Annotated in this window: 17 protein-coding genes; 7 read left to right on the top strand and 10 right to left on the bottom strand. The window is 68.9% G+C overall.

All coding sequences use genetic code 11. The features are described from left to right. Nucleotides 1-32: 32 nt before the first annotated feature. The 5 genes from ACZ7M7_RS22650 to ACZ7M7_RS22630 all read left to right on the top strand — a co-directional run bounded on the left by ACZ7M7_RS22650 (nt 33) and on the right by ACZ7M7_RS22630 (nt 6,758). Nucleotides 33-710: a DUF3000 domain-containing protein gene (locus ACZ7M7_RS22650; protein ID WP_383604376.1), complete on the top strand. Its 678-nt coding sequence runs from the start codon at nt 33-35 to the stop codon at nt 708-710. Between the two features lie 293 nt (nt 711-1,003). Then, complete coding sequence (locus ACZ7M7_RS22645) at nt 1,004-1,666, top strand: response regulator transcription factor (RefSeq protein WP_003997051.1); 663 nt, start codon at nt 1,004-1,006, stop codon at nt 1,664-1,666. Nucleotides 1,667-1,844: 178 nt separating this feature from the next. Then, a complete protein-coding gene (locus ACZ7M7_RS22640; protein WP_383604379.1) occupies nt 1,845-3,125 on the top strand; it encodes an HRDC domain-containing protein in 1,281 nt (426 codons plus the stop codon). Between the two features lie 289 nt (nt 3,126-3,414). Beyond that, on the top strand, nt 3,415-4,635 hold the full coding sequence (locus ACZ7M7_RS22635; RefSeq protein ID WP_383623189.1) for a thiolase family protein: 1,221 nt from the start codon (nt 3,415-3,417) through the stop codon (nt 4,633-4,635). Next, a complete protein-coding gene (locus tag ACZ7M7_RS22630) occupies nt 4,632-6,758 on the top strand; it encodes a 3-hydroxyacyl-CoA dehydrogenase NAD-binding domain-containing protein (RefSeq protein ID WP_472119657.1) in 2,127 nt (708 codons plus the stop codon). Before ACZ7M7_RS22635 ends, ACZ7M7_RS22630 begins: the two co-directional genes overlap by 4 nt. A gap of 98 nt (nt 6,759-6,856) precedes the next feature. Here ACZ7M7_RS22630 and ACZ7M7_RS22625 read toward each other — a convergent pair whose 3' ends face one another. Continuing rightward, nucleotides 6,857-7,873, bottom strand: a complete 1,017-nt coding sequence (locus ACZ7M7_RS22625) for a hypothetical protein (RefSeq protein ID WP_472119654.1) — start codon at nt 7,871-7,873, stop codon at nt 6,857-6,859. Nucleotides 7,874-7,968: 95 nt separating this feature from the next. On the opposite strand from ACZ7M7_RS22625, the gene ACZ7M7_RS22620 reads away from it, so the two are divergent. Together ACZ7M7_RS22620 and ACZ7M7_RS22615 are read left to right on the top strand one after the other, a co-directional pair. Next, nucleotides 7,969-8,862: an NAD(P)-dependent oxidoreductase gene (locus ACZ7M7_RS22620; RefSeq protein WP_472119651.1), complete on the top strand. Its 894-nt coding sequence runs from the start codon at nt 7,969-7,971 to the stop codon at nt 8,860-8,862. Between the two features lie 55 nt (nt 8,863-8,917). Then, on the top strand, nt 8,918-9,289 hold the full coding sequence (locus tag ACZ7M7_RS22615; RefSeq protein ID WP_472120245.1) for a PIN domain-containing protein: 372 nt from the start codon (nt 8,918-8,920) through the stop codon (nt 9,287-9,289). A 39-nt stretch (nt 9,290-9,328) separates the two neighbouring features. On the opposite strand, the gene ACZ7M7_RS22610 is transcribed toward ACZ7M7_RS22615, so the two are convergent. The 9 genes from ACZ7M7_RS22610 to ngcE form a co-directional block, all read right to left on the bottom strand. After that, a complete protein-coding gene (locus tag ACZ7M7_RS22610; RefSeq protein WP_472119648.1) occupies nt 9,329-10,852 on the bottom strand; it encodes an amino acid permease in 1,524 nt (507 codons plus the stop codon). Nucleotides 10,853-10,998: 146 nt separating this feature from the next. Continuing rightward, a complete protein-coding gene (gene dxs / locus ACZ7M7_RS22605; RefSeq protein ID WP_427839473.1) occupies nt 10,999-12,924 on the bottom strand; it encodes a 1-deoxy-D-xylulose-5-phosphate synthase in 1,926 nt (641 codons plus the stop codon). 186 nt (nt 12,925-13,110) lie between these two features. Further along, nucleotides 13,111-14,403: a sugar ABC transporter permease gene (locus ACZ7M7_RS22600; RefSeq protein ID WP_383604399.1), complete on the bottom strand. Its 1,293-nt coding sequence runs from the start codon at nt 14,401-14,403 to the stop codon at nt 13,111-13,113. Beyond that, on the bottom strand, nt 14,400-15,191 hold the full coding sequence (locus tag ACZ7M7_RS22595) for an ATP-binding cassette domain-containing protein (protein WP_383604402.1): 792 nt from the start codon (nt 15,189-15,191) through the stop codon (nt 14,400-14,402). The genes ACZ7M7_RS22600 and ACZ7M7_RS22595 overlap by 4 nt, the downstream gene beginning before the upstream one ends. A gap of 186 nt (nt 15,192-15,377) precedes the next feature. Then, nucleotides 15,378-16,478 (bottom strand): substrate-binding domain-containing protein, encoded by a 1,101-nt coding sequence (locus ACZ7M7_RS22590; RefSeq protein ID WP_383604975.1) that lies wholly within the window; start codon nt 16,476-16,478, stop codon nt 15,378-15,380. Between the two features lie 133 nt (nt 16,479-16,611). Next, the gene (locus ACZ7M7_RS22585; protein ID WP_427839475.1) at nt 16,612-17,811 is read right to left on the bottom strand and encodes an ROK family transcriptional regulator; all 1,200 of its coding nucleotides are present in this window, start codon (nt 17,809-17,811) and stop codon (nt 16,612-16,614) included. A gap of 209 nt (nt 17,812-18,020) precedes the next feature. After that, nucleotides 18,021-18,953, bottom strand: coding sequence for a carbohydrate ABC transporter permease (locus tag ACZ7M7_RS22580; RefSeq protein ID WP_472119642.1), 933 nt, complete (start codon nt 18,951-18,953; stop codon nt 18,021-18,023). A gap of 12 nt (nt 18,954-18,965) precedes the next feature. After that, nucleotides 18,966-19,889 (bottom strand): carbohydrate ABC transporter permease, encoded by a 924-nt coding sequence (locus ACZ7M7_RS22575; RefSeq protein WP_472119639.1) that lies wholly within the window; start codon nt 19,887-19,889, stop codon nt 18,966-18,968. A 51-nt stretch (nt 19,890-19,940) separates the two neighbouring features. Beyond that, nucleotides 19,941-21,404, bottom strand: coding sequence for an N-acetylglucosamine/diacetylchitobiose ABC transporter substrate-binding protein (ngcE, locus tag ACZ7M7_RS22570; protein WP_383604414.1), 1,464 nt, complete (start codon nt 21,402-21,404; stop codon nt 19,941-19,943). Nucleotides 21,405-21,419: the final 15 nt, after the last annotated feature.

Raw genomic sequence — 21,419 nt, 5'->3', positions numbered from 1 at the left:
ACGAAGCCCCGGTTCCCCTTAATCTTCCCGGCATGGCTGCGGCTCAGGGAAGACTGTCGGACGGCAGTGGCGGAATGGATGAGGCGAGGGACAAAGGGGAGGCGGACCGGCATTCGAGCAGTACGGCTCCACCGGCGTTCCGCGCCGCGGTCGAGGCCCTGCGCAGCAGCCGGTTGCGGCCGCAGATCGAGGTCGAGCAGACCAAGGCGCCCCAGCGCCTGGCTCCGTACGCGTACGCGCTGGAGGCCACCGTCGTCGACGGCGACCACGACCTGGCCGACGGCCGGCTGGTGCTGCTGCACGACCCGGCGGGCCATGACGCCTGGCGGGGTACCTTCCGGCTGGTGACCCTGGTGCGGGCGGAGCTGGAGGCGGAGATGGCCGTCGACCCGCTGCTGCCCGACGTGTGCTGGTCCTGGCTGACCGGCGCGCTCCAGGCGCGCGGGCTGTCGTACGGCGAGCCGAGCGGCACCGTCACGCGGGCGAGCTCCCACTACTTCGGCGGGCTGTCCGAGCGTCCGGCGTCCTCGCAGATCGAGATCCGCGCCTCCTGGACGCCGCGCGAGGGCCTGGGCGGCGTCCCGGACACCGCGGCCCACCTGGCGTCCTGGTGCGATCTGCTCGCCCAGGTCGCGGGGCTGCCCCCGGCGGGCCCGGGCGACGCGTCGGTGGTGACACTGCCTCAGCGGCGGGACCCGCAGTCCCGCTGACGCCGACCCCATCACCACTGCCGACCCTGTGGCCGTCACTTGCTGTGACGGCTCCTCGTTGTGATCACCACGCGCGGTGACTGCCACCGACTTGACCGTCACTTTGTCGATACGGCCACTTTCGGTCAGGAACCGCCCTTGATCGAGCCGATTTCCTCGCCAGTCGATCGACCGTGTGTCTGAATTGCCCCGATTGTTACTCACTAAATCGTGATCTTTCCCTAAAGGGCCATGGGTTTGGTGCCGAAGACGACTGTGACCTTGAAAGCCGTCCCCGCACCCCAGGAGGCCTGGTGTCCGTTCTCCTCGAGCAGCCCGCAAGCCTGGTCGCCTACCGCCCGAACAAGCCGACCGCCATGGTGGTCGTGGCCGATCCCCGCGTCCGCTCCACCGTCACCCGTCATCTCTGGGCGCTCGGTGTGCGCGACGTCATCGAGGCCTCGTCCATCGCGGAGGCTCGTCCCCGCATCGGCAACCCCCGCGACATCTGTGTCGCCGACGTCCACCTGCCCGACGGATCCGGCCTCACCCTCCTGTCCGAGACCCGCGCCGCGGGTTGGCCCAACGGCCTCGCCCTCTCCGCCGCCGACGACATCGGCGCCGTTCGCAACGCCCTCGCCGGCGGCGTGAAGGGTTACGTCGTCACCGGCACCCGCACCAACGTCGGGCTCCCCACCCGGCCCGGCGCCGCCCCCATCGGCGCCGCCGCCGCCCGTATGCACCGTCGCCACCCGGGTGCCCCGAGCCACCCGGGCGGCTACCGCGAGCTGTCCGGTCGCGAGGTCGAGGTGCTGCGGCTGGTGGCGGAGGGCCAGTCGAACAAGGCGATCGGCGTCTCGATGGGCCTGTCCGCACTGACCGTCAAGAGCCACCTCGCCCGCATCGCCCGCAAGCTCGGCACCGGTGACCGCGCCGGAATGGTCGCCGTGGCCCTGCGGACGGGCATCATCCACTGACATCCATGAACACTTGATCATTCACTGACGTGAACGGGATCGGCCGCTGATCCCGCCCGCGTCCCCTATCTGTCGTGGACCGGAACCTTCACGTGGCTGACTGGTTTACGACCCTCAGGCGCCCGCCGACGGAACGTTCCGTCGGCGGGCGCTGTCCATACACAGATACCCTTGACATGTGACCGACGCCCAAGAGACCGCAGCAGACAGTTCACTGCGAACCACCGGAGGCGCCCCTCCGGAAGACAACGGGTCTTCTGTTACGGAGGCGCCGATCCCCTTGCTGGAGCCCCGCGAGGGCATTCCGCCCGTGATCGCCGACGAGGTCGCGCTCGCCGAAGTGATCGCCGCCTTCGCCGCCGGCTCCGGCCCCGTGGCCGTCGACGCCGAACGCGCGTCCGGGTACAGATACGGCCAGCGTGCGTATCTCGTGCAGCTGCGCCGCGCGGGCGCCGGGTCCGCGCTGATCGACCCCGTGGCCTGTCCCGATCTGTCGGGACTCGGCGAGGCGCTGTCCGGCGTCGAGTGGGACCTGCACGCGGCCACCCAGGATCTGCCCTGTCTGCGCGAGATAGGCATGGTGCCCACCCTGCTGTTCGACACCGAGCTGGCCGGGCGGCTCGCCGGGTTCCCCAGAGTCGGCCTCGGCGCGATGGTCGAGAGCGTGCTCGGGTTCGTCCTGGAGAAGGGGCACTCGGCCGTCGACTGGTCGACGCGGCCGCTTCCCGAGCCGTGGCTGCGGTACGCGGCGCTGGACGTCGAGCTCCTCGTGGATCTGCGTGACGCGCTGGAGAAGGAGCTGGACCGGCAGGGGAAGCTGGAGTGGGCGCGGCAGGAGTTCGAGGCGATCGCGGCCGCGCCGCCTGCGGAGCCGCGCAAGGATCCGTGGCGGCGGACGTCCGGGATGCACAAGGTGCGGCGGCGTCGGCAGCTGGGCGTCGTGCGCGAGCTGTGGCAGACGCGGGACCGGATCGCTCAGAAGCGGGACGTGTCGCCGGGCAAGGTGCTGTCGGACGCGGCCATCGTGGAGGCCGCGCTCGCCCTACCGGGCAATGTGCACGCTCTCACCGCGCTGAACGGGTTCGGGCATCGCATGGGCCGGCGGCAGCTGGAGCAGTGGCAGGCCGCCGTCGATCACGCGAAGTCCTTGACCGAGTCGCAGTTGCCGACGCCGGGGCAGCCGGTGACGGGGCCGCCGCCGCCCCGGGCCTGGGCCGACAAGGACCCTGCTGCCGCGGCTCGGCTCACCGCGGCTCGGGCCGCCGTGTCCGCGCTGGCCGAGCAGCTCAACATGCCGCAGGAGAACCTGATCACCCCGGACACCGTGCGGCGGGTCTGCTGGGAGCCTCCGAAGGTCGTCGACGCCGGGTCGGTTGCGGACGCGCTGGCCGGTTACGGGGCTCGGGCCTGGCAGGTTGAGCAGGTCACGCCGGTGTTGGTCGCTGCTCTGTCCGCCTAGCGGCGCCTCACCCAAAGGACGATCGGCGTCGGCAGGATCACCAGTAACCGCTCCTGCCGAGATCGTGTCCCGGTGGGCGCCGAACGGGCCCTTGAAGCGGAACAGCTACGTCGAGATCGCGCCAAGATCCTCTGCCGGCATGTGGAGGACCTCCGGGATGTGACCTTCGCCGCTCCCTCCTCCAGGACTGTGCAGCTACGTTACTCATAAGTAGCATGAGTCCTGAGCGCGCGCTCAGCGCTTGCGCAGCGCAGCAGTGCAGATCCCGCACCTCTGGAGGAGAGCCATCGTGCCTCGTACCGTCAGGGATGTCGTCTTCGTCGACGGCGTCCGCACCCCGTTCGGCAAGGCGGGCCCGAAGGGCATCTACCACGAGACCCGCGCCGACGACCTCGTCGTGAAGGCGATCCGGGAGCTGCTGCGCCGCAACCCCGGTCTCGACCCGAAGGAGATCGACGAGGTCGCCATCGCCGCGACCACGCAGATCGGTGACCAGGGCCTCACCATCGGCCGCACGGCCGGCATCCTCGCGGGCCTCCCGCAGTCGGTGCCCGGCTACTCCATCGACCGTATGTGCGCCGGCGCCCTGACCGCCGTCACCTCGGTCGCCGGTTCGGTGGCCTTCGGTGCGTACGACATCGCCATCGCCGGTGGTGTCGAGCACATGGGCCGTCACCCCATGGGCGAGGGCGTGGACCCGAACCCGCGGTTCGTGAGTGAGAAGCTGGTCGACGAGTCCGCCCTCTTCATGGGCATGACCGCCGAGAACCTGCACGACCGGTACCCGACGATCACCAAGCAGCGCGCCGACGAGTACGCCGTGCGCTCGCAGGAGAAGGCCGCCAAGGCGTACGCCAACGGCAAGATCCAGCAGGACCTGGTGCCGATCTCGGTGCGCCGCACCAACCCGGAGGCCGGTGAGACCGGCTGGGGTCTGGTCACCGCCGACGAGCCGATGCGCCCGGGCACGACGATGGAGAACCTGACCGGTCTGAAGACGCCGTTCCGCGTCCACGGCCGCGTGACCGCGGGCAACGCCGCCGGTCTCAACGACGGTGCCACCGCCTCGCTCATCGCGTCCGAGGACTTCGCCCGCGAGAACAACCTCCCGGTGAAGATGCGTCTGGTCTCCTACTCCTTCGCGGGTGTGGAGCCGGAGGTCATGGGCTACGGCCCGATCCCGGCCACGGAGAAGGCTCTCGCCCAGGCAGGGCTGAGCATCTCCGACATCGGTCTGTTCGAGATCAACGAGGCCTTCGCCGTCCAGGTCCTGGCCTTCCTGGAGCACTACGGCATCGCCGACGACGACGCGCGCGTCAACCAGTACGGCGGCGCCATCGCGTACGGTCACCCGCTGGCCTCGTCGGGTGTGCGTCTGATGACGCAGCTCGCCCGCCAGTTCGAGGAGCAGCCTGAGGTCCGCTACGGCCTGACCACCATGTGCGTCGGCTTCGGCATGGGCGCGACGGTCATCTGGGAGAACCCGAACTTCGACGGAGGCAGCAAGTGAGCACCGCTGAGCTTTTGAAGGGTGCGGCCGAGCTGTTCCCGGACGAGGTCGTCACCCAGGCGCACGTACGCCACCTCGACCTGCCGTTCGGCGCCGGACGCTTCGCCCTGATCACGCTGGACAACGGCTTCGACCACACCAAGCCGACCACCTTCGGCCCGCAGTCGCTGGCCAACCTCGACACCGCCATCGACCAGGTCGAGGCGGAGGCCGCGGCCGGCGACATCGTCGGCGTCGGCATCACCGGCAAGCCGTTCATCTTCGCCGTCGGCGCCGACCTCAAGGGCGTCGAGCTCCTCAAGGAGCACAAGGACGCGCTCGCCATCGGCAAGGGCGGCCACGAGGTCTTCAAGCGCCTCGCCGGTATCGCGGTCCCGACCTTCGCGTACTACAACGGCGCCGCGATGGGCGGAGGCGTCGAGGTCGGTCTGCACTGCAAGTACCGGACTGTCTCCAAGGCGCTCCCGGCCTTCTCGCTCCCCGAGGTCTTCCTTGGCCTGGTTCCCGGCTGGGGCGGCTGCACGATCCTGCCGAACCTGATCGGCGCCGACAAGGCCGTCTCGGTGATCATCGAGAACAGCCTCAACCAGAACAAGCAGCTCAAGGGCCAGCAGGTCTTCGACCTGGGCATCGCCGACGCCATCTTCGAGGGCGCCGACTTCCTGGAGCAGTCGCTGATCTGGACCGCCGAGGTACTGAAGGGCGACGTCGAGGTCGAGCGCCCGGTGATCGACCGCGGTGAGGCTTGGGACCAGGCCGTCGCCAAGGGCCGTTTCATCGCGGACTCCAAGGTGCACGGGGCCGCTCCGGCCGCCTACCGCGCCCTCGACATCATCGCCGCCGCCAAGAACGGCGACCTGCAGCAGGGCTACGACGCCGAGGACAAGGCGCTCGCCGACCTGATCATGGGTGGCGAACTGCGCGCCGGCATCTACGCCTTCAACCTGGTGCAGAAGCGCGGCAAGCGCCCGGCCGGCGCCCCGGACAAGAACCTGGCCCGCCCGGTCACCAAGGTCGGTGTCGTCGGCGCCGGCCTGATGGCCTCGCAGCTCGCCCTGCTCTTCCTGCGCCGCCTGGAGGTGCCGGTCGTGCTGACCGACATCGACCAGGAGCGCGTCGACAAGGGTGTGGGCTACGTCCACGCCGAGATCGAGAAGCTGCTCGGCAAGGGCCGGATCAACCAGGACAAGGCCAACCGCCTCAAGGCGCTGGTGAGCGGTGTCCTGGACAAGGCCGAGGGCTTCGCGGACGCCGACTTCATCATCGAGGCGGTCTTCGAGGAGATCGGCGTCAAGCAGCGGGTGTTCGCGGAGGTCGAGGCGGTCGCCCCGGCGCACGCGATCTTCGCCACCAACACCTCCTCCCTCTCGGTCTCCGAGATGGCGTCGAAGCTGAAGAACCCCGAGCGGGTCGTCGGCTTCCACTTCTTCAACCCGGTCGCGGTCCTGCCGCTCCTGGAGATCGTCCGTGGCGAGAAGACGGACGACGCCTCGCTGGCCACGGCCTTCGCCGTCGCCAAGAAGCTGAAGAAGACCGCGGTCCTGACGAAGGACGCCCCGGCGTTCGTCGTGAACCGCATCCTCACCCGCTTCATGGGCGAGATCCAGAACGTCATCGACGAGGGCACGCCGGTCGAGGTCGCCGAGAAGGCCATCGAGCCGCTCGGTCTGCCGATGTCGCCGCTGGTGCTGCTCGAGCTGGTCGGTCCCGCGATCGGTCTGCACGTCTCCGAGACCCTCAACCGGTCCTTCCCGGACCGCTTCACGGTCTCCCCGAACCTCGCGGCCGTCGTCAAGGCGGGCAAGCGCGGCTTCTACGTGTACGACAGCGGGAAGCCGGAGCTGGACCCGGAGGTCGCCGCGCTGCTGAAGCAGGGCGACTCCGTCCTCACCGAGGAGCAGGTCCGCGAGCGCGTCCTCGACGCCGTCGCCCAGGAGATCGGGCTCATGCTCGACGAGGGCGTCGTCGCCGAGGCCCAGGACATCGACCTGTGCCTGATCACGGGCGCCGGCTGGCCCTTCCACCTGGGCGGTATCACGCCGTACCTGGACCGCGAGGGTGTCTCCGAGCGCGTGAACGGCAAGAAGTTCCTGGCGCCGGGCGTGGCGTCGGTTCCGGCGTAACGCGACTGGTACGCCAGTAAGGGCCCCTGCTCCGGCAGGGGCCCTTTCGCGTGGGTGGGGGCTCTTCGAGTGGGGTGGGGGTCACGCCTTCCGGGGAGTCAGACTTCTCGCCAGGCCTCCAGCGCCAGCCCGGGCTCCTCCTTGCGTCGGGTGATCAGCAGCTGCCCGGTCGAGGGCGACATCGTTGCCGCCGCCACCCGCTCGTCCTCGTCCAGCGCCAGTGCCACCACCGCGTCCGCCGCGAGCTGCGGTCCCGACTCCGTCCACCACGCCCCCGCCGACTCCTGTTCCGTCGGATACGCGGCGAAGGCGACACGCCCGCTCGCCGAGCGCTGGGCGAGCAACGTGCAGTCGTGGCCGTCGAGTTCGCAGCGGATCACGGAGACCGGGCCGGGACCGGCGGACGCCAGCAAGGTGACCGGCTTGGTGCCGGGGCGCCAGGCGCACAGGTCGCCGGAGTCGTCCGCGTAGAAGAGCGTGGTGTGCTCGGCGGAGGTCGCGAGGGCGCGGAGCGTGCCCGGGCGTACCGGGGTCTCCAGCGCCTCCTCCAGGGCCGGGACGGCGCCCGGACTCTCCTGCCGCCAGTGCAGGATGGCTCCGGGGACGGCCGCGTACAGCTCGACGAGCCCGGACTCCCCCGTCACGGCGGCCAGCCGCTCGTCCACCTCGCGCCCCTTGAGGTCACGCCACGGGCCCCAGCCGCCCACCGCCTTCTGGCCGAGCATGCTCACCCCGCCCCCCTTGTTGCGGACGAAGACATGGCAGCGCCCCTGCGCGTCGACCGTGACGGCGGGCATGCCCGTGCGGTCGCCGGTCCGGTTCGGGTGGCCGATGGGGATCCAGTCCAGCGCGGCGAGGCGCGGGCGGAAGTGTGTGGAGTGCACCAGGCCCGCCTCGCCCGGCTTGGTGGGCCGCCAGGCGGCCAGATGGGCGTAGCAGTCGGCGCCCTGGCCGACCGCGGGGCCGGGGCGCAGCTTCTGCTCGCCGCCGAGCCGACGCGGGGGTTCCCAGGGGCCGCCCGGTCCGAGTTCCGCCCGGCACAGGACGGCGTCGTCGGTCGGCAGATAGACACTGAGGCGGCCGTCGCGGCCGCGGATGAGCCAGTCGCCGTTCACCGGTTCACTCTATTCGGGGGCGTGCGGACGGCGTGCCCCGGCCCCGGGCAAGCTGGATCACAGCAACGTCCGCACGAGAACAGGAAGTCGACGTCATGACCGACAAGCTCACCGTGAGCGTCCTGGGTACCGGAATCATGGGCGCCGCGATGGCCCGCAACCTCGTCAAGGCGGGGCACACCGTCCGCGCCTGGAACCGCACCCGCACCAAGGCCGAGCCCCTGGCCGCCGACGGCGCCCTCGTCACCGACACCCCCGCCGAGGCGGTCCGGGGCGCCGACGTCGTCCTGACCATGCTGTACGACGGTCCCGCGACGCTGGACGTCATGCGGGACGCGGCGCCCGCGCTGGGCTCCGGTGCCGTGTGGGTGCAGTCGACGACCGCCGGGCTCGAGGGGGTCGCCGGCCTCGCCGCGTTCGCCCGCGACCACGGCCTGGTCTTCTACGACGCCCCGGTGCTCGGCACCCGCCGGCCGGCCGAGGCCGGTCAGCTCACCGTGCTGGCGGCGGGGCCCGTCAAGGGGCGCGAGACGGTGACGCCGGTGTTCGACGCCGTCGGCGCCCGTACGGTATGGACCGGAGAGGACGGCGGGGCCGGCAGTGCGACGCGGCTGAAGCTGGTCGCCAACAGCTGGGTGCTCGCGGTGACGAACGCGGCCGGCGAGGTGCTGGCGCTGTCCAAGGCCCTCGGTGTGGATCCGGAGCGCTTCTTCGAGGTGATCGACGGGGGGCCGCTCGACATGGGGTATCTGCGGGCCAAGACCGGCCTGGTGCTGAACGGGGGGCTGACCCCGGCCCAGTTCGCGGTGGCCACGGCGGCGAAGGACGCGCGGCTCATCGTGGCGGCGGGCGAGCGGCACGGCGTACGTCTGGATGTGGCCGTGGCGAGCGCGGAGCGGTTCGAGCGGGCCGCTGCGCAGGGGCACGGGGACGAGGACATGGCGGCGGCCTACTTCGCCAGTTTCGAGGAGGACAGGGCCTCGGAGTGAGCCGTGCGAGGCTTGCCCCATGACTGACGACGTCCCCCCGACCGAAGACGTCCCGCTGCCCGACGACGTACCCCTGCTCGTGATCGTCGACGCCGCGAACGTCGTCGGGTCGGTGCCCGACGGGTGGTGGCGGGACCGGCGGGGGGCCGCGGAGCGGCTGCGCGACCGGCTGGCCGCGGACGGGGTGCCGGGGCGTCCGGGGCCCGTGGAGATCGTGCTCGTCGTCGAGGGTGCCGCTCGGGGTGTGGAGAGCATGCCGGGGGTGCGGGTGGAGTCCGCTGCCGGGAGCGGTGACGACCACATGGTCGAGCTGGTCGCGCGGGCGGACGGACGGCGCTGCCTGGTGGTGACCGCGGATCGGGAACTGCGGCGGCGGGTGTCCGAGTTGGGGGCGGACGTGGCAGGGCCGCGCTCGGTCCGGCCGTAACCGGCTGCCGTACGCGGCCCCTGCAGTCGTCGGTTCCGCCTAGGCGGTGTCCCCGGGCTGCCCCTTCTCCACTTCGGCCGCGGTCGTCTCCTCGTGGCGTCCGAGGCGGCTGTGGGAGCGGCCGTAGAGGAAGTACACGACGGCGCCGATGGCCATCCAGATGGCGAACCGGACCCATGTCTCGGCCGGCAGGTTGATCATCAGCCACAGCGAGGCGAACACCGACAGGATCGGGAGGACCGGCACCCACGGGGTGCGGAAGGCCCGGTGCAGGTCGGGGCGGGTCTTGCGGAGGATGATCACGCCGATGGCCACGACCACGAAGGCGAACAGCGTGCCGATGTTCACCAGCGCGGCGAGTTCGGTCAGCGGGGTGAAGCCGGCCAGGACCGCGATGACCACGCCGAGCAGGATGGTCGGCCGGTGCGGGGTCTTGAACCGGGGGTGGACGTGCGAGAAGAAGCGCGGCAGCAGCCCGTCCCGGCTCATCGCGAAGAAGACACGGGTCTGGCCGAGTAGCAGGATCATGCAGACCGTCGTCAGGCCGACCGCGGCGCCGAAACTGATGAAGCCCGCGAACCAGGGATGCCCGGTGTCCTTGAACGCGTCGGCGAGCGGCGCGTCCACGGACAACCGGCTGTAGTGCTGCATGCCCGTGACCACGATCGACACGAGGACGTACAGCGTCGTGCAGATCACGAGTGAGCCGATGATGCCGCGTGGCATGTCGCGCTGCGGGTTCTTGGTCTCCTCGGCCGCCGTGGCCACGACGTCGAAGCCGATGAAGGCGAAGAACACGACGGACGCGGCGGTGAAGATGCCCATCACGCCGAAGTTGGACGGGGCCCAGCCGAACATGAGCTGGATCAGCGGGGCGTCGAGATTGCTGGCGGCGTCCACCGTCTGGGTCTTCGGGATGAACGGGTCGTAGTTGTCGGCGTCGATCAGGAACGCACCGGCGATGATCACGGTCAGGACGACGGCCAGCTTGATGGCGACGACCAGGGACGTGATCCGCGCGGAAAGCTTCATGCCGAGGACGAGGATGAAGGTGAGGACGAGGACGAGCGCGGCGGCGAGGATGTCGAAGCCGAAGGCGTCGGCACCCTCCCGGCTGCCGAGGACGTCGGGCATCGTCCAGCCCGCGTTGTCCATGAGCGACTGGATGTAGCCGGACCAGCCGACTGCCACCACCGCCGTCCCGAGCGCGAACTCCAGGACCAGGTCCCAGCCGATGATCCAGGCGGGCAGTTCACCGAGGGAGGCGTACGAGAACGTGTACGCCGACCCGGCGACCGGAAGCGTGGACGCGAACTCGGCATAGCAGAGCGCGGCCAGCGCGCAGGCGACGCCGGACACGACGAACGCCAGGGCCACCGCCGGCCCGGCGTTGTCCTTGGCCACGGTGCCGGTGAGGACGAAGATGCCGGTGCCGATGATGACACCGACACCGAAAACGGTCAGATCCAGCGCGGACAAGGACTTCTTGAGCGCGTGCTCTGGCTCCTCGGTATCGAGGATGGACTGCTCTACTCTCTTCGTCCGGAAGAGTGTGCTGCTCACGGTCGTACCTCCCACACTTGTCGTCCTCGACATGATCGAGAGGGGGTGTGGTACGCCTGCCCCGGCGCGGGGGGATTCATACAGATGGGCCGGTTCCGCCACCGGCACGGGTGGCGGAACCGGCCCATCCGGCCGTACCCGTGTGGTCAGTCCCGGGCGGGCTCCACCGCGTCGTCGGCCGTCGCACGGTCGAAGCGGCCGTCCAGCTTGGAGACCAGCCCGGTGACCTGGCGGGCGATGTCGGGCGCGGTGAGGCCGATCTCGGTCAGGACCTCGGCGCGGGACGCGTGGTCGAGGAAGCGCGGCGGGATGCCGAAGTCACGCAGCGGGACGTCGACGCCCGCGTCGCGAAGGGCCTGCGCGACGGCCGAGCCGACGCCGCCGACGCGGGAGTTGTCCTCCACGGTGACGACCACGCGGTGCCGCTCGGCGAGCGGGGCCATGGCCTCGTCGACGGGCTTGACCCAGCGCGGGTCGACCACGGTGGTGGAGATGCCCTGCTTGTCGAGCAGGCCGGCGATCTCCAGGCACATCGGCGCGAGGGCGCCGACGGAGACGAGCAGCACGTCCGGGGTGTCGGTGCCGGGCTCGCGCAGCACGTCCATGCCTCCCACGCGCCCCACGGCGGGTACGGCGGGGCCGACGGCGCCCTTGGAGAAGCGGACCACGGTCGGCGCGTCCTTGACCTGGACGGCCTCGCGCAGCTGCGCGCGCACCTGGTCGGCGTCGCGCGGGGCGGCGAGCCGCAGCCCGGGCACGACCTGAAGGATCGACATGTCCCACATGCCGTTGTGGGAGGCGCCGTCGGTGCCGGTCACGCCGGCCCGGTCGAGCACGAAGGTGACCCCGCACTTGTGCAGCGCGACGTCCATCAGGACCTGGTCGAAGGCGCGGTTGAGGAAGGTGGCGTAGACGGCGAAGACGGGGTGGACGCCGCCCGTCGCCAGGCCCGCCGCGGAGACGGCGCCGTGCTGCTCGGCGATGCCGACGTCGTAGATGCGGTCCGGGAAGGTGTCCGCGAACTTCTTCAGACCGACGGGCTGCAGCATCGCGGCCGTGATGGCGACGATGTCCTCGCGCTCCTTGCCGAGCTCGACCATCTCGTCGCCGAAGACCGACGTCCAGTCGGCGCCGGAGGCCTTGACGGGCAGGCCGGTGTCGGGGTGGATCGGACCGATGCCGTGGAAGCGGTCTGCCTCGTCCTGGAGGGCGGGCTGGTAGCCGCGGCCCTTCTCGGTGAGGCAGTGCACGATGACCGGCCCGCCGAAGCGCTTGGCGCGCGCGAGAGCCGACTCCAGCGCCTCGATGTCGTGTCCGTCGATCGGCCCGACGTACTTCAGCCCGAGGTCCTCGAACATGCCCTGCGGCGCGATGAAGTCCTTGAGGCCCTTCTTGGCCCCGTGCAGGGTCTCGTAGAGGGGCCTGCCGACGACCGGGGTGCGGTCGAGGATCTCCTTGGTGCGGGTCAGGAAGCGCTCGTAGCCGTCGGTCGTGCGCAGGGTCGCCAGGTGGTTCGCGAGGCCGCCGATGGTGGGCGCGTACGACCGCTCGTTGTCGTTGACGACGATGACGAGGGGACGGTCCTTGGCCTCGGCGATGTTGTTCAGCGCCTCCCAGGCCATACCGCCGGTCAGCGCGCCGTCACCGATGACGGCGACGACATGGTCGTCGCGTTTGCGCAGCTGGTTGGCTTTGGCGAGGCCGTCGGCCCAGCCGAGGACCGTGGACGCGTGGCTGTTCTCGATGACGTCGTGCTCGGACTCGGCCTGCGAGGGGTAGCCGGACAGGCCGCCCTTCATCTTCAGCCGGCTGAAGTCCTGACGGCCGGTGAGCAGCTTGTGGACGTAGGACTGGTGGCCGGTGTCCCAGAGCACCTTGTCCTTGGGCGAGTCGAAGACCCGGTGCAGGGCGATGGTCAGCTCCACCACACCGAGGTTGGGGCCGAGGTGGCCGCCGGTCTTGGAAACCGCCTCGACGAGGAAGGTCCGGATCTCCTCGGCCAGCTGGTCCAGCTGCTCAGGGCTGAGCCGGTCCAGATCGCGCGGTCCCGTGATGCGGGTCAGCAGCGGCACCCGTGCCTCCTTGCAGTAGAGCTGTTGCCGGGCTTGTCGAGTCTAATGTTCCGCTCAGGCGGAAGGTTCCCGGCCCACCCGTCGCGGGTCATGCGATCGGCTGTACCCAATTTGTGCCGTTCCTACGACATGACTGTGCCCGGCACCGCCATTGGTGCCGGGCACAGGACCTGTGCGCGCGGGGTGCTACGCGCGACCCGCGGTCTTCTGCGTCTTACGGGTGATCGAGTCGATCACGACCGTCGTGAGCAGGACACCGGCGGTGATCATGTACTTCACCGGCTCGGCGATGGACTCCAGCTGCAGGCCGTACTGGATCGAGACGATCACCAGCACACCGAGCAGCGCGTTCCAGGTGCGGCCACGTCCACCGAACAGGGACGTACCACCGATGACGGCCGCCGCGATGGCGTTCATCAGCAGGTCACCGGTACCGGCGCTCTGGTTGGCGGAGGCGATCTTCGAGGCCAGGAACAGACCACCGATCGCGGCGAAGCCGCCCGAGATCGCGAACACGGTGATCCGCACCATGGTGACGTTGATGCCCGCACGACGCGAGGCCTCGACGCTGCCACCGAGCGCGAAGACCTTCCGGCCGTACGAGGTACGCCGCAGCAGGAAGTCCGTGCCCACCAGGAACACCAGGAAGATCACCGTGGCCAGCGGCAGGCCCTTGTACTGGTTGTACATGACCGCCGCGGCGAAGGACACGATGCCCAGCAGTACCGTCCGCATGATCGTGTCGCTCATCGGGCGGAACGGGATGCCCGCGGCCTGACGGCGGCGGTTGCCCAGGAACGAGGTGATGAAGAACACCGCGGTCACCACGGCCGCCAGGCCGTACGCGGCCGCCACGTCCGTGAAGAAGTACGTCGTCAGCTTGCCGATCAGACCGTCGCTGTCGAGGTTGATCGTGCCGTTCTCGCCCAGTGTCTGGAGCATGAAGCCGAGCCAGAACAGCAGACCCGCCAGCGTGACGGCGAACGCCGGGGCGCCCAGCACCGCGAAGAAGAAACCGTGCGCCGCGCCGATGACGGCACCCGCCGCGACGGCGAAGAGCACGGCCGCCCACTCGGGCCAGCCCTGGTTGACCGCGAGGACGGCCGCGAGGGCGCTGGACGCGCCGCTGACCGAGCCGACGGACAGGTCGATCTCGCCGAGCAGCAGCACGAAGACGATGCCGACGGAGATCATGCCGGTGCCGACCATCGTGACGGTGATGTCGCTGATGTTCTGAGCCGACAGGAAGGCCGAGTTGAGGCTCTGGAAGATCACGCAGATGGCGACCAGGCCGAGGATGACCGGCAGGGAGCCCAGCTCACCGGCCTTCAGCTTGCGCCGGAACTCGGTGAGGTAGCCGGCCAGACCCTGCTCCTGCACCAGCAGGCGGGGGTCGACGGCGGTCACCGCGGCCGCGGCGGCCTCGGTGTTGAGGACCTCGTGGTCCTGCGACGTCGTGGAGGTCTTGTCGATGCTCACTTGGAAACCTCCCCGTTCGTGCGCGCCGCACGGCGGGTCACGGCGTTCTCGGTGGCGCCGGTGATGGCGGAGATGATCTCCTCCTGCGAGGTCGTCTTGACCTCGAAGACGCCGTTGTTGCGGCCGAGCCGCAGCACGGCGACCTTGTCCGCGACGGCCTTGACGTCGGCCATGTTGTGGCTGATGAGGATCACGGCGTGCCCGCGCTCGCGCAGCCGCTCGACCAGGTCGAGGACCTGGGCGGTCTGCTCGACGCCGAGGGCGGCGGTGGGCTCGTCGAGGATGACCAGCTTGGGCTCGCCGAGCATGGAGCGGGCGATGGCCACGGTCTGGCGCTGACCGCCGGAGAGCGAGGCGATCGGGATACGCACGCTGGGAATGCGGATCGACAGCGTCTGGAGCAGCTCGAGCGAGCGGCGCTCCATCTCGACCTCGTCGAGGACACCGCGCTTCTTCAGCTCGCGGCCCAGGAAGAGGTTGCCGACGACGTCGATGTTGTCGCACAGCGCGAGGTCCTGGTAGACCGTCGCGATGCCCAGGCTCTGGGCGTCGTGCGGCCGGTTGATCGAGACGGCCTTGCCGTCCCACTCGATGACGCCCTCATCGATGGGGTGCACGCCGGCGATCGTCTTGACCAGCGTGGACTTTCCGGCGCCGTTGTCGCCCACCAGGGCGACCACTTCACCGGCGTGGACCTCAAGCTCTACGTCGGTGAGCGCCTGAACGGCACCGAACCGCTTGGAGACCCCGCGCAACGCCAGCACGGGCGTAGCGGACACGTGAACCATCTCCTTCGCCGCCTGACCCGGCGGAAGGGTTGTACAGAGAAGAGTTTTGGGGGGTTCCGTCCGGCGCCCCGCGCCGAGCTTGCGGGGCTGACGTATACGCGGGGCGCCGGAGGAGTCTGGAGCAGTCATGTCCCGTGCGGGAATTCAAGGACGAATTCCCGCACCTGGAAAGGGACCTGAGGCTGCTTACTTGATGCCGAGCTTGTCGCAGGCGGCCTTGTACTTGCCGGTGCAGATCTCGGCGGCGGTGTAGACGCCGTCCTTGATGACGGTGTCGTTGATGTTCTCCTTCGTCAGCGAGGTGACGGGCACGAGCACGGACGGGATGCCCTTCTCGCTGCCGCTGTCGACCTTGTCCTTGGCGATGGAGTCGAGCGACTTGCCCTGGGCGAGCGCGACGGCCATCTCGGCTGCGGCGTTGGCCTCGGGGGCGTACGGCTTGTAGACGCTCATGTACTGCTCGTCGACGACGATGCGCTGCACGGCGGCCAGCTCGGCGTCCTGACCGGTGACCGGGACGTTGATGCCCGCGGCCTTGAGCGCGGTGATGATACCGCCGGCCATGCCGTCGTTGGCGGAGTAGACGCCGGCGATGTTGTTCTTGCCGACCGCCGAGATCGCCGCCTCCATCTCGGAGTTGGCGTTCTCCGGCTTCCACTCCTTGGTGTCGTACTCCTTGGCGATGGTGACCTTGCCGTCGAGCGCGGAGTGGGCGCCTTCCTTGAACTGCGCGGCGTTCGGGTCGGTGACCGAGCCGTTGATCATGACGACCTTGGAGTCCTTGGTCGCCTTGTCACCCAGCGCCGTCAGCAGGGCCTCGCCCTGGGTCTTGCCGACAGCCACGTTGTCGAACGAGGTGTAGGCGCTGATCGGGCCCTCGGCCAGGCGGTCGTAGGCGACGACCTTGATGCCGGCGTCGACGGCCTTCTGCACGGAGTTCTTGATCGCCTTGGCGTCGACGGCGTCCAGGATGAGGACGTCCACCTTGTTGGTGATCATGGTGTCGACCTGCTGGGCCTGCAGGTTGGCGTCCTGCTTGGCGTTGTTGTAGTCGACGGTGGCCTTGCCGTTCGTCAGCTCCTTGATCTTCTGCTGGATCAGGGGCCGGTCGAACTTCTCGTAGCGCGCGGTCTGGTTCTCCGGGAGCAGGAGACCGACCTTGATGTCGTCGCCCTTGGCGGCGGAGGCGGTGGAGTCGTTGTCGCCGCCGGCTTCCTCGGCGCTGCCACAGGCAGCCAGCGAGATGGCCATCGCACCAGCGGCAATGGCAACGGCGGCACGACGCATACGCGTGTTCACTTCAGAAACCTCCCTGACGAGGCCGCGACATTGCGGCCGAGGTGGCTGGAAGTCAACTCGGCCACACGTGCGACGTCAAGAAGTAAATCCTTAACGGGTTGGCAACGGTGCCATACGTTCTCTAAGTGAAGGCAGGCGTGGCCGCATGCAGCGTGCTGTCCAAAAGGGTTGAATCCCCCATCTCGCTGAGCGCGAGCGCGAGGGCTCCCAGCACTTCCGCACGACCGCCAAGTGCCCCGGGGAGAACGGACAGTTGGCGCGCGGCGCTGGGAATGGCGTAGCGGCCGACGGACTCCCGGATCGGCCCCAGGACCAGCTCACCGGCCTCGGCGAGATCACCGCCGAGGACCACGCGGCTCGGGTTCAGGAGGTTGCAGAGATTCGCGACTCCACTGCCGATATGACGGCCGACGTCGGCGATCACGCGGCGGCAGCCCGGGTCTCCGTCCCTGGCCAGCCGTACGACGCCCTCCATGGTGAGGTCGGTGCCGTGGCTGGACTGGAGCAGCGGAAGCACGTAGCGCGCGGCCGCGAAGGTCTCCAGGCAGCCCCGGTTTCCGCAGCGGCAGACCGGGCCGGATTCATCCAGAGTAATATGCCCGATTTCACCCGCTGTGCCGCCCGGGCCCCGGTAGATCTTGCCGCTGATCACAAGGCCCGCGCCGACACCGCTGGCGACCTTGATGTACGCCAGGTCCCGCACGCCCCGTCCGCTGCCCCAGACCAGCTCGCCCAGGGCGCCCAGGTTGGCGTCGTTGTCCACGTGCACAGGCACGCCGAGCCGGCCGCGCAGCTCCTCGGCGGGCTTGGTGCCGGTCCAGCCGGGCAGGATGGCGGTCGAGCCGAGGGTGCCGGACTCCACGTCGATCGGGCCGGGCACGCCGAGACCCACCCCGGCGATCTTGGACCGGTCGACGCCGGTCGCCGCGATCAGCCGGTTGACCAGCTGCTCGGCCCGGTCGAAGCCCTGCGTCGAGGAGGCGTCGACGTCCAGCGGCTCGGCCTCCTCGGCCAGCACCTGGTGGGCGAGGTTCCCGACCGCGACGCGCAAATGCGTATGCCCGAAGTCGACTCCTATGACGATCCCGGCATCCCCGCTCAGGGAGACGCTGCGGGCCCGTCGGCCGCCCGCCGAGGTGGGTGTGACCTCGACCGTGCCGCCGTCCTTGAGCTCGCGGACGATATTGGAGACCGTCGCCGCCGACAGACCCGTGGTCCTGGCGATCTCCGCCTGGGTGAGCGATCCGGCAAGCCGGACGGCCCGGACGACCCGCTCCAGGTTGGCTCGGTGCAGCGACGACTGCGACCCCGGAGTCTCCACGACGACCTCCTGCGCGCGGGACCGCTTCGATGAGGCCCCGTCCGTGTCCAACTAGTGAACTCTAAGCTGAGCCGTTCGGGTTGCCTCCCGTCAAGAGGTTGAACCGGATCCGGGAATGTGCACACGCACGCGCGAGCCGCCCCGGTGTGGGACGGCTCACGTGTGACGTGGGGTGATGTGGTGCTTACGGTGGGGCCAACAGAGAGCGTTTACTTCAGCGCACCGGCCGTCAGGCCCGCCTGCACCTGTCGTTGGAAGATGAAGTAGACGATCAGCACCGGCAGCATCGCGATCATCATGCCGGCCATCAGGGCGCCCCAGTCGTTCTCGTAGCCCTGCTGCAGCGCGATCATGGCCAGGCCCTGGGTGAGCACGTACTTGTCCTCGTTCTGGTTGAGGACCATCGGCAGCAGGTACTGGTTCCACTGCCCCAGGAAGTTGAAGATGCCGATGCTGATCAGACCCGGCTTGGCCATCGGCAGCATCACCTGGAAGAACGTTCGCGTGTGCGATGCCCCGTCGATCAGCGCCGCCTCCGCGACCGAGGTCGGCAGGGTGCGGAAGAACGCGGTCATGAAGAAGACCGTGAACGGCAGCGAATAGGCGATGTAGACGAGGATCAGCCCGTGGTACGTCGCCAGCAGCGAGCTGCCGGGGAAGTCCCGCAGCACGAAGAACAGCGGGATGACCAGCATGAACACCGGGAAGGACATGCCGGCCACGAACATGAAGTAGATGAACCGGTTGCCCGGGAAGGTGAAGCGGGCCAGCACATAGGCGGCCATCGAACCCAGCACCATGGTGCCGACCACCGAACCGCCCACCACGATCGCGGTGTTGAGGAAGTACTGGCCCATGTTCGCCTTGTTCCAGGCGTTGGCCCAGTTCTCGAAGTGCAACGAGGTCGGCAGCCCCCACGGGTCCGACAGGATGCCGTTGCTCGTCTTGAAGGAGCTCCACAGCACCCACAGCAGCGGCACGCCGACCATCAGCGCCCACAGGACGAGCATGCCGTGCGAGAAGACGTGCAGGATGCCGCCCTCGGAGCTGCGGCCGTCGGTCGCGCCGAGCTTCTTGGTGAGGCTCGGACGGTCCGCCTCGTCCGTCTTGGTGACCGTGCCGGTGTTCGTGTCGGTCGTCATCGCCCCGTACCCCTAGAACTCGATCCGCTCACGCCGCGCGAAGCGCAGGGTGAGCACTGCGAACGTCATGGTGACGATGAGCATCGCGACGCCCATCGCGGACGCGTAGCCGAACTGGCTGTCGCGGAACGCCGTCAGATACAGGCGCAGCGGCATGACGTCCGTGGCGCCGTCGGGGCCGCCCATGTTGACCGACATGATCTGCACCAGGGCGAAGCCGTCCAGCGCGATGATGCCCATGTACACCCAGCCGGTCTGCACGGTGTCCCACAGCAGCGGCAGGGTGATCCTGAAGAAGGTGGGGAAGCGGCCCGCGCCGTCGAGCAGCGCCGCCTCGTAGATGTCCCGCGGGATGGAGGCCATCGCCGCCGAGAACAGCACGACGTAGAAGCCGACGTGGGACCAGATCATCACCGCCATGATGCACAGCAGGGCGAGGCTCTTCTCGCCCAGCCAGGCGTTCTGCCAGCCGTCCAGACCGACCGCGCCCAGCAGGGAGTTGAGCATGCCGTCCTGCGGGTCCGGGTTGTAGATGTTGAACCAGATGACGGCGATGATGGTGATGGAGATGACCTGCGGGAAGAAGAAGACGAAACGGTAGAACTTCGATCCGGCGACACCGGTGATGACTTCGTTCTTACGCCGCTTTCCGCCGACATTCAGCATGAAGGCGAAGAACAGGCCGAGTGCCAGCGTCACGATCGGCACCGCGATCAGCATGTAGACGTTGTGCCACAGCGCGTTCCAGAAGTCCTCGTTGTGCCAGAGCTTTTCGAAGTTCTCGAGGCCGACGAACTTCGCCGTGCCGACCAGGCCCGACCAGTCGGTCAGCGAGATCTGGAACGCCTGGACGAACGGTGAGATCACAAAGACCGCGTACACGATGACGGGCAGGGCCAGGAAGCCCACGATGAATCGGTATTTGCCGTGTTGCATGGAGCTTCCCGGCCCCTTCCCCTTCGAGTGCCGCTGTGCCGGACCGGACTCTTAACTCTCGCGCTTGAACTTCTTCACCGAGTCGTCCTTCCGGACGGCGTCGGCGTATTCCTGCGTCTTCTTGATCCAGTCGGCCGCCTTCAGCTCACCGGTGAGCAGCTGCCCGGTGAGACCGCCGATCTTCTCGTCGGTGAGCGAGGGGTACCACTCCTGGAGCTGGAGACTGATGATGTTGTCGCCGGCGTCCTTGAACGCCTTGCTCGCCGAGGCGAGGCCCGGCGAGAGAGTCATGCCCTCGGTCGCGTCGACCACACAGGTGAGCGACTTGACCTTGGTGGCGAAGTTCTGCGCGTGCTTCTTGGAGAGCATGATGCGCAGCAGCTCCATGCCGCCGGCCGGGTTCTTGCCCTTGGCGGACACGATGTACGGCTCGCTGGGCTCGGCGCGCAGGGTGCCGTTCGGCAGCTTGTCGCCGGCGGAGCCGTCGAACAGGGCGCCGACGGACATCCCGAAGTCCTTGGGCGTGGTCGGAGCGGCCTCGTTCTCCACCCAGGAGCCGTTGGGGATGAAGACGGCCTTGCCCTTGTTCCAGGCGGTCTGCGACTGAATGTGCGTCAGGCCCTGGCTGCCCTGGAGGAAGTACTTCTTGGCGGCCAGCTCCTCGTAGTGCTCGACGACCTGCTTGACCGCGTCGTTGCTGGTCCAGGCGTTCGGCTCCAGGTTGTCGATGGCGATCCAGCCCTCCATGCCACCGATCTTCGCGATCTGCGCGAACAGGTTGAAGTGGACGTAGTACGGATACTTTCCGGCGTACGTCCAGGGCGCGATGCCCTTCTTCTTGATCTCGCCGCAGAGCTTGACCATCTCGTCGAGGGTCTTGGGGTACTCCCAGCCGTTGTCGTCGAGGGCCTTCTGTGAGTACCAGGTGCCGTAGATGGTGAAGGCGTAGTAGAGCACGTCGAAGGTCTCGCCGTGCTTGCCCTTCTCGATGGTGCTCGGGTGGATGACGTCCGAGATCTTCTTGCTCGCGTCGTCCAGCGAGGGCGCGTCCAGCAGCGCCTTGAGGTCCTGGAGCTGGCCCTGCGTGGACAGCTTGTTCATGTCCAGGTGGTCGGCGCCGGAGTTGTCGATGACGTCCGGCGGGTTGCCGCCGGCGAAGCGCGGGGTCAGCTTCGGGCCGACCTGCTGGGTGCCGGTGTGCTTGACCTCGGCCTTGTACTTGGCCTTGTAGTCGGCCTCGGCGTCCTTGGCGTACTGGTCGCCCAGGCCGCCCTTGAAGATGAACGCCTCCAGCGCGGTGCCCTCCTTGACCCCCAGGGGGTTGGTGGCGGACTTCGCGCCGCCCGGGGCCTTGCTCTCCTCGTCGCTGCCGCCACCGCCGGTGGCACACGCGGAGAGGAAACTCATGGTCGGTACGGAGATCAGACCGAGGGCGGCGGACCGCCTGATCAGATCGCGACGCCCCACGCTTGCGGAGCCGTTGTTCTCAGGGTTCTCGCCGGAAGTGGATCCCATGCTCAAGTCCTCGCC

Source organism: Streptomyces sp. NPDC111606 (genome assembly GCF_055656945.1).
Note: the sequence above shows the minus strand (reverse complement) of the source record. Positions and strands in the feature narration are given on the sequence as shown.